The organism is Paenibacillus sp. VTT E-133280 (assembly GCF_002264385.1).
Classification (GTDB): Bacteria; Bacillota; Bacilli; order Paenibacillales; family Paenibacillaceae; genus Paenibacillus_AQ; species Paenibacillus_AQ nitricinens.
Genome location: NZ_NFUX01000009.1, coordinates 96520 through 110894, shown reverse-complemented (window position 1 = coordinate 110894; position 14375 = coordinate 96520). Strand labels below are relative to the sequence as shown.

Genomic DNA, 14375 nt, shown 5'->3' with positions numbered 1-14375 from the left:
TATTTGCGGGTGTTCGATTTATAATCAGACCAACAAGAAAGACAAACGAATAGGGGGAATAAATGATGGAACAAAATTTGGTTGGAAAAGTTGCATTAGTGACTGGAGCTTCAAGAGGTATGGGACGAGAAATTGCGGAGAACTTGGCGTTGCATGGTGCGAAGGTTGTTGTTAATTATGCAAGCAGTTCAGGTAAGGCAGAGGAAGTTGTGAACGAAATTAAGCAAAAGGGTGGAGAAGCTATCGCTATCCGGGCGGATATCAGCCAAGTGACAGAGCTGGAACAATTATTCCAAGCCACATTGGAAGCTTATGGACAAATCGATATTCTCGTTAACAACGCAGGCATTATGATCACAAAGCCGATTGCGAGTATGACGGAAGAAGACTTCGACAAACAGTTCGCCATCAATGTGAAGGGTACCTTTTTTGCTTGCCAGCAAGCGGCTAAACATATGGGTGAGAACGGACGGATCATTAATTTCTCGACATCAGTGACAGGTCAGATGTTCCCAACCTACAGCGTTTATGCGGGAACAAAGGGAGCTGTGGAACAATTCACTCGTCAGTTAGCTAAAGAATTTGGACGAAAAGGAATTACGATTAATGCGGTCTCTCCGGGTCCAGTGAATACTGAGCTATTTACCGTGGGAAAGTCAGCTGAAGAGATTGCGAATGTTGGGAGTATGAATTCTTTTGGACGGTTGGGTGAGCCTGAGGATATCTCGAGTGTAGTGCTGTTTCTAGCCAGTAAGGAATCACAGTGGGTTACGGGCCAGACGATTCGAGTGAACGGGGGATTTATTTAAGACAAAAGTCGATAGCATCTTTATTTATAGCCAGTCTGATGCAACACTCCTTAGAATAAAAGAATATACAAAAAGAGGAGTGAAACCATGACGCAGATCTTATGTTCACCGACTAAATATATTCAGGGGCATGGCGAAATCCGTAAGCTGGCAGATTATTGTTTACAGCTAGGCGTGAAAAGAGCTTTTGCGATTATAGATCCTTATATTTTGTCCATGTACAAGGAGGATATCTTACACAGCTTTGAAATGAACGATATTCCCCTTATGATGCGCGAACTCAAGGGTGAGTGCAGCCGGAATCAGGTGGATGAGATAGTGCTGGAACTTGGCCTGGAGGACGTTGAAGTTGTCTTAGGAATCGGTGGAGGCAAGACCCTAGATACGGCAAAAGCAGTAAGCCACATGGAGGATCTCCCGGTAGTTATTGTACCCACAGTGGCCTCGACGGATGCACCTTGCAGCGCTTTATCAGTGTTGTATACGGACGAAGGTGACTTCGACTGTTACCTTCCATTAAAAAGAAATCCTGAGATGGTGATCGCAGATATCGATATCATCGCTAAAGCCCCTGCAAGATTGCTGGCGGCTGGAATGGGTGATGCTTTATCCACCTATTACGAAGCAAGAGCTTGCCGTGAATCTGGAGCGGTTACTCATGCAGGCGGGACTGGCACAATCGCAGCGTTCTCTTTAGCACGTGCTTGTCTGGACACACTTCTTGCTGGAGGTGAATCCGCACTCCTGGATGTTAAACAGGGGATCACCTCTTCTGCAGTGGAACATATTGTTGAAGCAAATATTTATTTGAGCGGCGTTGGGTTTGAGAGCGGTGGGCTTGCTGCAGCCCATGCTATTCATAACGGACTGACCCTGCATGAGGGATGCAGGAATGTGCTACATGGTGAGAAGGTTGCCTTTGCTACGATCGTGCAGTTGGTCTTGGAGAAGGCTTCAGAAGATGAGATCGCTCAGGTCATTGCTTTCTGCAAAAAAGTCGGCCTTCCCGTTACACTTAAGGAGCTTGGGATTACCAGTAGCGAGATCGATAAATTAATGGTGGTGGCAGAAGCTAGCTGCTCCCAGGATAGCCCAATGAAGAATATGCCATTTGAAGTTCAATCTGTGGATGTGCTGGAAGCAATCCTTGCCACAGACGAGCGCGGGCATTAGCAACAGCTCGATTGTAAATTATTGCGAACCCTCCTCGTACATATTTAACCTTCGTGAACCAAACAATGAGAACAATTGTTTAAGACGAAGGAGGCGTTCCTCTTGATGAAGGACAGTCGAAAGGTTAAACGTTACTTACTGAATTGGCTTGCTGTTGCTGCAGTATTGATTACCACAATTGTTCCGGCTACGCCGGCTGTCTCTGCTGCCACGTCTAAAGACAACGCTACAACTACGCAGCTTGAAGAGAGTGCACCAAAACGTGATAAGGTCGCTATCATTATTGACGATTTCGGCAATGGCATGAAGGGGACAGATGAAATGTTCTCGTTACCGATAAAGCTTACTGTAGCCGTCATGCCTTTTTTACCTACATCGGTAAAGGATGCGACCCGCGCCCATGAACGCGGAGATGATGTTCTGGTTCATTTGCCGATGGAGCCGCGCCAAGGTAATCCTAAATGGCTTGGACCGGGAGCCATATTGGCCAAAATGTCCGATGAGGAAGTGCGACAAAAGGTTGAGGCAGCACTCGATAATGTTCCTTATGCGATCGGGATAAATAACCATATGGGCTCGAAAATTACCGGGGATGAGCGGATTATGGCGGTGATCTTATCTGTATGCAAAGAACGAGGATTATTTTTTGTAGACAGCAAGACCAACTACCGTTCTGTTGCTGGTAATATGGCTTATCGAATGGGTCTCCCACGCGTAGAGAACCATATCTTTTTAGATGACACACATACAGCAAGTCATGTTCTGAAACAAATGGGTCTCGTCAAAGACATGGCAAAGGATCAACGATTTTGTGTAACGATCGGTCATGTTGGTGTATTTGGGAAAGAGACCGCCGCAGGAATCCGCAGCGGTATTGAACAGATGAAAGACAATGTTGAGTTTATAGGGATCTCTGATCTGGTTAAAAACGAGATGAAATGGAGCTCCCAACTTAAACTTCCATAAGATAAGCTACAATACCATCAGCGATGGCTTCAGCGATTTGTTGCTGCCCTTTAGGGGTGCATAACTTTGCTCGGTCAGTCGGACTGCTTACAAAACCCGCCTCAACGATAACCGTTGTGGCGGTTATTTTGTTGAGTAAATAAAAGGGCTTACCTGGTCGTGGATGAGCTTCGACATCATAAAGATTATTTAGCTGATGCTGAATGGACTTAGCAAGGATGAAGCTACGGCCCTCTTGACGGTACAATACAAGTGGACCATGTTTGGATGGGGAAGGCGCCCAGTTAATATGGATGCTTACCACTACAGTAGCAGGTAATGTCTCAGCAAGTTCTTTACGCTGTGCAAGATCCCGCAGATGTCGAGATTTACTACGCAGCCAGCGGTTCTCATCACTTGGGGCATAATCTCCATTGCGGTTTAAAGCAACGTCAAAGCCATCGCTACCCAGAAGTAGAAATAATCGACGTGAGATATCTAACGTGATATCTTTTTCAAGAATATTACCGTAGGAAGTTCCACCATCGATGCCTCCGTGTCCCGCATCAATTAGAATCATACGGTGACCGTGACCTAATAAATGCTGACGGTCATCCTTCATCACGGGTTTCTCTGGTGTCGCAGAGGCTAAGGAGCTGCCCATAAACAACATTAGTAGTCCTAGGGTAGTTAAAGTGATTCGAAAGCCAAATATAGCAGCTGCTGTTCTGGGAAAGGGTTGTTTTCTCCAGTTGTTCAAGTGAAACGCCTCCTTGCAAGTGAATAACGTCTTCTGGATTCTTTGTTAGATTGTGCTTTAATAGGTAAACCTATTCGACAAATCAGAAGTCTGTAGTTTAGATCCAAGTGGAGTGGTGCACACTAAGACCATGGAACGGATGCTGATAATCTGAATTTACGTACATTTTAGGAGGTGTTAAAATGGCTTCCGGTGGCGATGAGCTTGTAAAGTATATAACGGAGAAGGTAGTCGTATATATCGAGGATCCGCGTGCCATTCATGCTCGCAGAGCGGCTACGAAGCAGCCGTGGTCACAGAAATGGTTCGGCATGCTCCCGCTTGGGTGGTCTATCTGGCGAAGCAAGTGGAGTCATGGCAAAAAAGAATAAACGTTTAAATAGCAAATAACCTTCCAGTGCCATTATTCATGGGTGGCAGTGGAAGGTTATTTGCGTTTGTTTAAATATAAGAATTTATATGCTTACGTTATAAATTATCCTTCTATTTCTCGCATAAACACTTACCGTCCTCATAAGGACGCCGAAGGCATTTATGCTTGTGTTAACGATTATATCCGAGTGCTTTGGTCGTTCTGGTTGGGAGCTTATGCAGTGTTCCATTATTTTGTAGTGAAGCGAGTGGCAAGTATCGTTTTCCTTCAGGGCCTGAGGCCGCATATACGGTAGTTTTATTGTTCTCAGCTTGACCTTGAGAAGACTGCCAGCTCTGATAGCCTGTAATCATAAACGGTCCTCCGACTAGGTCATTTCGTCCGGCAGCCTGATAAGCGATGCTTTCCTTGGGTCTAATCAGAAGCGCGATATTGTCGCCGCTCACTGTAGTTAGTTTAGGAGCCGTCAGCCATAGGATATCTTCGTAAGGATCATCTGACCCTCCACTATTGAAGGCCGATAGCGGTGATACGTCAGGATTAAGATTAGTAATTACATCTGTTGCAGGAGGCTGCTCTTTAAGAACTTCTTCCGCCTTGCTTAGTGTCCAAGGTAAAATTTGCGGCACGGAAGCATTAATGTAAACCGTCTTTTCGTCAATGGTTATTTTCCAGACCGGTAGAAGCGGTGCATATAAAGCAGTAAGTTTTATTTGTCCTGAAAAAGATGATGTAATGAGACCCTTCTGCACCAAAAACTGGCGCAGATCATTTAAACTGTATGGGAGTCCATAAGTGCCGGCTCCATATTCACTTAGCATATATCCGCCTGTATCGGTGGCGGAAATGATCATGTATCCGATCCGCTCTTCGCCCTTCATCACATTTACAAGCCAGCCATGAGTACCTGGACCAAGGGGATAATATTCTATCCCTGCATCCTTCCAGGCTGTAAATGGAGCATCTGCAGCGAGCTTGTTCAGTGTAGCCTTAGCGAATTCTTGGACCGTACTGGGAGAAGGTAAGGTACTCATCTTCAATACAGGAATTACATCCTGTGTGACTGACTGGATCACACTTACTCTGGCCAGCGCCAGCGCTGAAGGGGAACCAGAACTGGATACAAACAGTCCAAAGCTTAGAAGCAGGAGGAGGCATCCTTGTCCCGCAAGTTTCAGCCTCCGCCGCAAACTTATTTTCATGGCGTCGATCACCTTTCTTTGTTAAGAAATGTCAGGAAAGTTAAGCTTTACTCTATTGTAGTGGACAGGCTATAAAAAGGCTGTTGCTTGCTGTCGCGCCTCAAGGCAAAAGTTCTCTTGTTTTTTTGCCTGCTTTTAGCGAGTAGGGTCGCATTCTATAGGCTTCGCAGATGAAACAGTCCGTAGGTTATCGCAGAAACTGCAATTTGGGGCTCATATTGCCAGATGGTCTCCTGCCGACGACGGTTATACTGCTCCTGAGTGCCTAAACGCTTTTCTTCATCAGGCTCTTTCAGCAGCTCTCCGTAATAAATATCAATGATAGCCAGCTCGATTCTAAGACGCTCACGTGCCTGTTCTGCCCAAGTGTAATCGAGTTCGGCCAGATGTGAGGTAAGATGAGCCTCTAATAAATCTGTAGCGACTGTCACTGTTAATTCATAAGGCTGAATATGGACGTTTTCTGGTAAACGGGGGATCATCTCCAGAGAGGCTATCTTAGCGTTGAAGTCATCAATGATGGTCCCTTTTGTCAGAGAGATTCCAAGATAATGCAGTTCTTCCCGTTTCAAATCGCAGCTCATCTCCACTTTATAGCAGACGCCGAGCCATGGTTCATAGGCTGCAGAGAAGAGTGTATTCCGCTGCCTGCTACCGGGATCTTCAAATAAGTAAAGGCATTTCCCTTCATCTTGGGCCGCACTCCAAATTTGCTGCAGGCGCTTGCTACCATAGATGATATCTTCACGTCTTATCATGCCAGGTCCAATGCGAGGCAGCGCTGGTACAATACCGAAGTAGCGGGCTAGGATGCTATCCTCTGGATTTGAGGAAGGGACATGAACCACATTATTTTCAGGTGTTGCTGAATCTAATAGATCCGCGCTGGCCTCAATATCGGTTGACGCATCTACCACTGGACTTCCGGTAATTGGCGGGTTCAATGCTCCGATGCTGCGATTTACCGCTGGCGGAACTTCTATAGCTGCCTGATTATCGTATTTTTCCGGATCAAAAACAAAGGTGAAAGAGAGTGTCTCCGGATCAACACCAGTACGCTCCACGAATCCCCAATAATAAGGTCGATCTGTAAGCATTTTGTCAGCTCTTGGTGATAGCTTTACAGTTACGTGAATGGGCGATACTTCAATAATGGAACATTCTGTAGCCTCCAGATAATCCATTACATGTTTACGTACTTCCTGTGAGTTGAGGGTCATGTCGCAGTCTCACTTTCCTTTTTGATACCCTGAGTCAACTCACTTAGGGATTCACCGATATGATCAAGCTCATTTCGCAGCTCTTCATCGGAGCGGGATTCGAGCATGATTTTGTATAAACTTTTCTCCAGCGATTCTTTCTTCTCAAAACGCTCCAGAATCACATCCAGCCCGCCAATGACCATTTCGAACATATTGATCTTCTCGTGTAGCAGATGAAGGATATGTTCTTCAATCGTACCTTGTGTGGATAAATTATAGATAACCACGTCATTTTCCTGACCTAACCGGTGCACCCGCCCAATCCGTTGTTCTACTCTCATGGGATTCCAAGGCAGATCGAAGTTGATCATATGGTGACAGAACTGCAGGTTAATGCCCTCACCACCAGCCTCAGTAGCGATCATGACTTGAGCACGACCGCGGAAGAGGTCCATCATCCAGTCCTTTTTACCACGATTCATCCCGCCGGAATAAGAAACACACATTAGCCCATGTTCGCGGAAATACTGAAGCAAATATTCTTGAGTCGCGCGATACTCCGTAAAAACGATGACCTTTTCATTCATTTCTTGAATGAGAGATAGTGTTGTTTCGGCTTTAGTATTGGTCTTAACCGTACGAAGTGTCTGCAATAGCTCCATCATCCGATCGCGTTTCGGCGAATCAGCGGGCAGCTTCTTGATCAGATTAACTAAAGTGATGAAGACGGCATCCCTACTGCTGCACACCTCACGCTGAAGCGTTACCAAGGAAAGCATGCTGCTAAGATTGCCGCCTGATTCCTGATACTGATCTTTAACAAAAGAAGTGACAGCGTCATATAATACTCTCTCTTCCTGTGAAAGAACTAGCGGGATATTACGGACTTTTCGTTTCGTAAAGTTAACTGGACCTTCGCCACGCCGATTACGGATCATCACCTTCGATAGCTCGTCCCTTAGCTGACCTTCATTCTTAGGTTGACGTTTATCAACGACGAAATTCGAAGCAAAATCACCCTGATTTCCTAATTGCCCCGGTTTCAGTAAAGTGATCAAATTAAATAGCTCGCCCAGATCATTCTGAACGGGAGTAGCGGTTAGGAGCAGGCAATATTTTTTACGTAATTGCTGCACAAATAGATAATTGGTCGATTTCTTATTCTTCAGCTTATGCGCTTCATCAATAATCAACATGTCATATTCATTTTCCAGCAGCATTTCTTTATGAGGATCGCGCTTCGCGGTATCCATAGATGCGACGACAATCGCATTCCCCCAGGAATATGCCTTTTTCTGTGCAACAGCAGAGATGCCAAACTTGGCATTCAGCTCGCGGACCCACTGCAATACGAGGGAAGCGGGTACCAGAATAAGCACTTTAGAGACTAGACCGCGGACAAGATATTCCTTGAGTACAAGTCCTGCTTCAATCGTCTTTCCTAGTCCAACCTCGTCTGCAAGAATCGCGCGGCCCGACATCTCAAACAGAACCTTATGCGCGGTATCGAGCTGATGAGGAAGCGGGGATAATCCGGATAAATGCTTCATGCATTGCAGCTCATCGAAGCTTGTTACTAGACCCGTTTGTTCACCCTGCAAGGCAAGCTTGGACAGACGGTAGTCTCCCCACGGACCACCTTTATCTAGTTTAAGTTCAAGATCCTGTAGCCAATTCCGGTCAAAAGAAAGAGGAACAGGCAGTATAGGCGCTGACTTTCCACCTTTGTGAGGTAGAGAATTACGGAATAATTGCGTCATGGTACAGCCTCCTCAGGTGCTAATTTATATCATCATTCGTAGGAGTAGTATGCTCTTAAACAAGAGAATTCATAACCTTCTATTTTTCTTGATAGCCTTTAAAAAAGAGAGTAAAAGCGAGAAAACGCGGCAAGGTTTGCGATATTTCGGCTGCTTGACTCTATTTTCGAAAAAGACCTTCGATACAATATGTGGTATAGTTTAAAAGCTGACGCACACAATATATTGTGACAAAAGCATGAAAATGTGATTTTTTAAAGTGCGTAGCTGCTATTTGTTATTGACAAGATGAACTTCCTACATACACCCGTAAGACGGAAGATAAGTGTAAGGAAGTTTTTGTTGTGGGTCACAAAATGTACGCCCACACCTGAACTGGAACTAATATTTACTACATTGCGGGAGGTTTTTCTATTGGGTAAAGTGGAACGGAAGCAACGCCTTGAAGGGCTAAGTGAAAAAATATTTTTGGATCGTTATGCTTGGAAGGATGCCGACAGCAATAATGCTAAAGTGGGCGATGTTGTACTCGTTCTAACAAAAGATGATCCGAAGTTTCCCACGAAGGAAGTCGGAGAGATCGTAGAACGTAACGGCAGAATCGTAACCGTGAAGACGCGCAGCGGCGAACTTGTGAAATCAGATGTTGAAAAGCTGACGCTTAATATAGAAAAAACACCAGAGGAAATGTGGGATCGTCTGTCTACAGCTATGGCTTCTGTGGAGAAGACGCCTGAGCTTCAAAAAGAATGGGCGGGTAAATTCCGTTCGATTCTGGATGATTGGAAGCTCGTACCGGGTGGGCGGATTGCGGCTGGTGCAGGCGCTAGTGAAGAATTAACATTGTTCAACTGTTATGTAATTCCTTCTCCAAAAGATAGCCGTGGCGGCATTATGCAGACGTTGGCTGAAATGACAGAAATTATGGCTCGTGGCGGCGGTGTAGGGATTAACCTATCCTCTCTACGTCCACGCCGGGCAATTGTGAGAGGTGTTAATGGTTCTTCTAGTGGTTCTGTATCTTGGGGCGGTCTGTTTAGCTATACGACTGGACTAATTGAACAAGGCGGTAGCCGCCGTGGTGCACTTATGCTCATGATTAATGACTGGCATCCAGATGTGGAGGACTTCATTACCGTAAAGCAAACGATGGGTCAAGTTACGAATGCGAACCTTTCGGTATGTGTGAGCAATAGCTTTATGAAGGCTGTAAAAGAAAATCTGGATTGGGATCTCGTATTCCCGGATACTACAGATCCAGAGTACAACGATGTGTGGGATGGCGATCTAGACAAGTGGAAGGCTGCGGGCAAAAACGTTATTCATTATCGCACCGTTAAAGCGCGTGATGTGTGGCGCACCATTATTGAATCCGCTTGGAAATCCGCTGAGCCAGGCGTTGTGTTCATGGAATACTACAATCAGATGTCCAACAGCTGGTATTTTAATCCGATCATTTGTACGAACCCATGTGGGGAGCAAGGACTGCCAGGCTGGGGAGTCTGCAATTTGTCCGCTGTGAACCTGTCCAAATTCTACGATGAGAAGAATCATGATGTAGACTGGGAAGATCTCGCGACTACGACGCGTTATTCCGTACGTTTCTTGGACAATGTCATTGATAAGACGCCTTATCATTTCCCGGAAAATGAAGCGAATCAGAAAAACGAACGCCGTGTGGGTCTCGGAACGATGGGTCTTGCTGAGCTGATGATCAAATTGAACATCCGTTACGGTAGCCCGGAATCTCTGGCGTTTCTGGACAAGCTTTACGGCTTTATGGCTCGTGAAGCGTACCTTGCTTCTGCAGAGATTGCTGGTGAGAAGGGATCCTTTCTAGCTTTTGACACAGAGAAATACTTGATGAGCGGATTTATGAAAAATATGCTCGAATCGTATCCAGAGGTTGGTGAAGCGATTCGTAACCATGGCATGCGTAACGTTACAGTGATAACACAAGCACCTACAGGTAGCACAGGTACGATGGTAGGCACCTCGACAGGTATTGAGCCTTATTTCGCCTTTAAATATTTCCGTCAAAGTCGCCTTGGCTACGATGAACAGTTCGTTCCAATCGCCCAAGAATGGCTTGAAGCTCATCCAGGTGAAGAGCTGCCAGATTATTTCGTGACTTCGATGGATTTGTCAGCTAAGGATCATATCCGTGCCCAAGCAGCGATTCAACGCTGGGTAGATAGCTCGATTTCCAAGACAGCCAACTGCCCGTCTGACTTCACAGTAGAAGAGACGGCTGAGCTATATGAAATGGCCTTCGATCTGGGCTGTAAAGGGGTTACGATCTACCGTGATGGTAGCCGTGATGTGCAAGTTCTGCAAACCTCGAAGAAGGAAGATGCAGCAGAAGAGGTTGCTCCAGCTGTTGAAGTTGCAGCTGCACCTGAAGCAAATGTTGTAACGGCAAGCCCAGCACTTCAAGCTCCTACTAAAGAACTGGATAAACAATACAAAAAACGTCCTCAGGTTCTGCGCGGAGCGACCTATAAAATCAACACACCTTTTGGTATGGCGTATATTACGATAAATGATCTAGATGGCACACCAGCAGAAATCTTCCTGAATGTAGGTAAAGCAGGTTCTGACGTCTTTGCGATGGCAGAAGCACTCGGTCGTGTCTGCTCCTTGTTCCTCCGTTATGGAGATCATGGTGAGAAGGTAGAGCTGTTGATCAAACATCTGAAGGGCATCGGCGGATCTGGCGCTATTGGCTTCGGTGCGAACCGAGTAGAATCCATTGCAGATGCAGTAGCTAAGGCATTGGAGACTCATGTACTGAATAACGCTCATGATGATCATTTACCTGCACCAATTGCAGCAACTTTGGAGCTGGAGGATTTCAATGAAGCTTTAAATGCGGAGTTGAAAGCGAGTGTTCCTGCGGCAACATCTACCGATGATGGTCATGGCGGACATGGCGCGCATAACCACACTAGCGCTTCACGTGATCTTTGCCCATCTTGCGGCGGCGCTTCGCTGATTAATATTGAGGGTTGTAAGACTTGTGGCAATTGCGGGTATAGTCGCTGCGGGTAAACGGTAGAGCCAATAAATGTTTTATGGGAAAATGTGATGTGCCACCAAAAACGGGATATCGCCATAAAAAACGGGATATCCACAGGCAAAAACCTTGGATCTGTAAACAAATGTTAAAATACAGCCCTATTTTAGCCTAAAATCGGCTATTTCAGACCAATCTTAAGTAAAACATCATTCTTGCACAGATTTTACAGATGTAACTCTATTCTTAAAAAATCCGTATTTTCCTTATGCAATAATAAACATTGTGAGGAGGAATTTCAATGCGTGATCGTAACAAGGATGGGCAATATCGTCAGAAGCGTGCAGACACAAAGGTTGGGAATATCGAAGCTAAGTATGGGGTTGATTTTGGGGTTCGAAGTGATATGGAGCTTGGGACCTTAAGAAAACGTCTTGGCGACAAATCTCTAACTCAAATTCTTAAAGATCAAAACAAGTAACCGATTAGGGGGAGCATCGCTTGGCTCCCCCTATACTTATATAAAGGCAGCAAGAAACGCATAAGGTTTCCCGTAACAACCAACAAGGGGAGGTCATAATGTATGCCGTCAGATAATAAATCAAGTAAACTGCTCCACGTTCAAAATGGAGCAATTCGTAAATTGCTGTATACCCATGTAAGAGAAGAAGACTTAAAAAATCGATACCGCGCAGTGATCGGAAGAGAAGCAAAGAAGAGTATTAAAGAAGCGCTCCAACGTGTTGAAAAAGCTAAATTGATTGAATTTATTAATAAGAGTCCTGAAATCACTGAAGAACACATTGAATTATGCTTTGAAGAAAATCGCTATAGTAATCGCCCTAACTTTCGTCTTTTTCATCTCCAGTCCTTAGACCCGCAAACCACTTCCGCATCATTTTTACAAGCCCACAGAGAAGATAAAGCCATCAAGAAATTAAACCAACGCCTTAGAGATGTCCCCTATTCGAACGACAATGTAACTTCATTATTTGCTGTTGATCAGACACTTATTGATCCTCAAACTTTGGAGATAGCGTTCAAATATAACGAAAAATATAATTTCATTGATCCTGAGACTGAACAGAATGAATTTATTTATGAGTTAAAGTACGGATTTATGTGGATCAATTTTGACCAACGGTATGTAAATATTAATCTTCCCAGTGATCTGTTAGTTGGGACCCTTTCTAGTGTGGCTGAAGAAGCTTTTGCCTGCTTATTAATTCCCGTGAATATTACAAAGTCTGTTGTTGAACGTGTGTTTCCTAAAGACTCCATGAAAAGAACGACTTTCAGTACTAATTCCTCTGATGCTTCGGGAAAAATTGAAAAAATTACGTTAGCAGATAAGGAATTAGGGAATAAAATTAGTCAAAATCCTGAGTATGAGGGATATGACTCGCCAAGTTCTGTTTACCAAGAGGCCATTGATGAGGATGGAGAGTTGTTTTCTACCTTGGGAGTAAACTGTGAAAAGGGCAAAATTTATTTGACACGACAATTGAAGGCGACGGATATGAGACGATGGGGACTGTGGCGAATTGGCCAGATCATGAACCACATGAATACCATCCATGCTAATGGTGACATTGAAGAAAAATTCAATTCATTTGGTATTGCCGATGACAGTGAAGTTAAAACATTCGCATATGGCCAAGACGAAAAGAAAGCCATTGTAGAACTGATGAAAGCTATAGTTATCTGCAAAAAGAAGGGTATCGAAAGCTATAAGTTACTGAGCGAAAAGCCAGGAAAACTAGTAGCAGCACTAAAGAAACATATGAACTTACGGTTTAGACCTTATTGTGAGGGCTGCCAGGAACATGCGGATCTGGTATGCCCATCCTGCGGTAAATTTGAGATTATGGTATTGAGCAGAAAGGGACAAGTCACAACCGTAAAGTATGGATTCTGCTTGGAAAACTTAGAACTGGATCAACTAACATGTCTGATGAGCCATAAAGTAAGGGTTAACTCTTGGTATGACGGTGTGTTGATGTATCCTAATACAGCTCTGACATCTTTGATGCAGCGTATGATTAAGAAATACTTCCCTGAGGTTGATTTTATGGCTGAGGAGGAGCAATTCCATCTCTCTAATAACGTTGTACACTATTCTGCTAATAAAGCCTCCAGAGTCATGTACCGCGTGGAGGATATCCCTGAATTTGAAAAAGTATGGGGGCGTAGAATTTCAAAACAGCGGAGAGAAGAGTTACAAGAAGTTATGGAGCTCCTAAAGGAAAAGTGTTCAAAGCAAAGCTCAGATGGTTGTAAGGCTTGTCAAAAAGAACATAGCGTTCGCTGTGTAATGAAACCGTTTGTTACCTTTACAAATCATCAGCTACATCCCCATCATGGTCAAGAATATGGTGATATTAGCTTCAAGATGAAGATGTTAAATATGGATGATGCTGTTTTTGTAGGCATTGCGAAGAGCTATGAGAAGAAAGAAATTACAAGCGCAAGTGATAAGGGGCGGGAGATGCTTGAGCAATTCCATGGCAAGTGTACAGATACGATGACACATGTTATTGGTATTGTGGTTGCGGGTGAACTTGAGCAAGGCTTTACCGCTAAACTACAGGATTTAGCTAGAAGGTATAATAAAAAAGTTGTTATGTGGACTTATAATGAACTGTTAATGGCAGTTGATTATTCAATTCATAAATATGGCCTGGGCATTCCAGATGTTATACGTGACTTAAAAGCTGATGTTCCTAAAAGGGGCAGGCGCAGGCCCGATAAAAGCGCAAGTTGATATAAATAAATTAAAAATCATAAAGGATGAATATTAAATGCCTTCGGAAAATTACTCTTTTCAAGCTGGTAATATTGGGGATGTTATTAAGCATACAGTCTTACTTGACATACTTGAAATTTTAACAAAAGACAAAAACAATTTCTTTTATTTGGAGACTCATGGTTCTACTTATATTCACAAATTGAAACCTTTTTATAAATATAGAACTGGGGTTGGTAAGCTTTGGAAAAATAATATTATCGATAAATCACATATTTATTTTGACTTTCAAAGTGAAAATGGAAGCAACAACTATTACTAGTCTTGGGCAATAGTCTCACAATACTTAGAAAGTAAAAAATTAAATTGCTATGTAGAAGTTTATGAGA

The 14375-nt window shown here is 44.1% G+C and carries 12 protein-coding genes; 8 read left to right on the top strand and 4 right to left on the bottom strand.

Annotated features, from left to right (window positions below):
* The first annotated feature begins 65 nt into the window (after positions 1–65).
* The 3 genes from CA600_RS06440 (at position 66) to CA600_RS06430 (ending at position 2948) form a co-directional block, all read left to right on the top strand.
* Positions 66–809 (top strand): SDR family oxidoreductase, encoded by a 744-nt coding sequence (locus CA600_RS06440; protein WP_094869434.1) that lies wholly within the window; start codon positions 66–68, stop codon positions 807–809.
* Positions 810–896: 87 nt separating this feature from the next.
* A complete protein-coding gene (locus tag CA600_RS06435) occupies positions 897–1982 on the top strand; it encodes a glycerol dehydrogenase (protein ID WP_094869433.1) in 1086 nt (361 codons plus the stop codon).
* A gap of 105 nt (positions 1983–2087) precedes the next feature.
* Positions 2088–2948, top strand: a complete 861-nt coding sequence (locus tag CA600_RS06430; RefSeq protein ID WP_094869432.1) for a divergent polysaccharide deacetylase family protein — start codon at positions 2088–2090, stop codon at positions 2946–2948.
* Here the strand turns inward: CA600_RS06430 and CA600_RS06425 are convergent.
* Positions 2935–3687 carry an N-acetylmuramoyl-L-alanine amidase gene (locus tag CA600_RS06425; protein ID WP_256989766.1) on the bottom strand — a complete coding sequence of 251 codons (753 nt, stop codon included), beginning with the start codon at positions 3685–3687 and terminating at the stop codon, positions 2935–2937. The two genes, CA600_RS06430 and CA600_RS06425, sit on opposite strands and share 14 nt — an antisense overlap.
* 182 nt (positions 3688–3869) lie before the next feature.
* Here CA600_RS06425 and CA600_RS06420 point away from each other — a divergent pair, with 182 nt between their 5' ends.
* Positions 3870–4058, top strand: a complete 189-nt coding sequence (locus CA600_RS06420; RefSeq protein WP_076283115.1) for a YqzE family protein — start codon at positions 3870–3872, stop codon at positions 4056–4058.
* Between the two features lie 172 nt (positions 4059–4230).
* Here CA600_RS06420 and CA600_RS06415 read toward each other — a convergent pair whose 3' ends face one another.
* From CA600_RS06415 to CA600_RS06405, 3 genes are all read right to left on the bottom strand, one after another.
* Positions 4231–5262, bottom strand: a complete 1032-nt coding sequence (locus CA600_RS06415; RefSeq protein WP_094869431.1) for a hypothetical protein — start codon at positions 5260–5262, stop codon at positions 4231–4233.
* A 155-nt stretch (positions 5263–5417) separates the two neighbouring features.
* A complete protein-coding gene (locus CA600_RS06410; RefSeq protein WP_094869430.1) occupies positions 5418–6482 on the bottom strand; it encodes a YqhG family protein in 1065 nt (354 codons plus the stop codon).
* The gene (locus CA600_RS06405) at positions 6479–8224 is read right to left on the bottom strand and encodes a DEAD/DEAH box helicase (protein ID WP_094869429.1); all 1746 of its coding nucleotides are present in this window, start codon (positions 8222–8224) and stop codon (positions 6479–6481) included. The genes CA600_RS06410 and CA600_RS06405 overlap by 4 nt, the downstream gene beginning before the upstream one ends.
* Positions 8225–8638: 414 nt before the next feature.
* On the opposite strand from CA600_RS06405, the gene CA600_RS06400 reads away from it, so the two are divergent.
* The 4 genes from CA600_RS06400 to CA600_RS06385 all read left to right on the top strand — a co-directional run bounded on the left by CA600_RS06400 (position 8639) and on the right by CA600_RS06385 (position 14308).
* Positions 8639–11275, top strand: a complete 2637-nt coding sequence (locus CA600_RS06400) for an adenosylcobalamin-dependent ribonucleoside-diphosphate reductase (RefSeq protein ID WP_094869428.1) — start codon at positions 8639–8641, stop codon at positions 11273–11275.
* Positions 11276–11541: 266 nt separating this feature from the next.
* A complete protein-coding gene (locus CA600_RS06395) occupies positions 11542–11721 on the top strand; it encodes a hypothetical protein (RefSeq protein WP_094869427.1) in 180 nt (59 codons plus the stop codon).
* 102 nt (positions 11722–11823) lie between these two features.
* Positions 11824–14004, top strand: coding sequence for a hypothetical protein (locus CA600_RS06390; RefSeq protein ID WP_094869426.1), 2181 nt, complete (start codon positions 11824–11826; stop codon positions 14002–14004).
* 37 nt (positions 14005–14041) lie between these two features.
* The gene (locus CA600_RS06385; RefSeq protein WP_094869425.1) at positions 14042–14308 is read left to right on the top strand and encodes a hypothetical protein; all 267 of its coding nucleotides are present in this window, start codon (positions 14042–14044) and stop codon (positions 14306–14308) included.
* Positions 14309–14375: the final 67 nt, after the last annotated feature.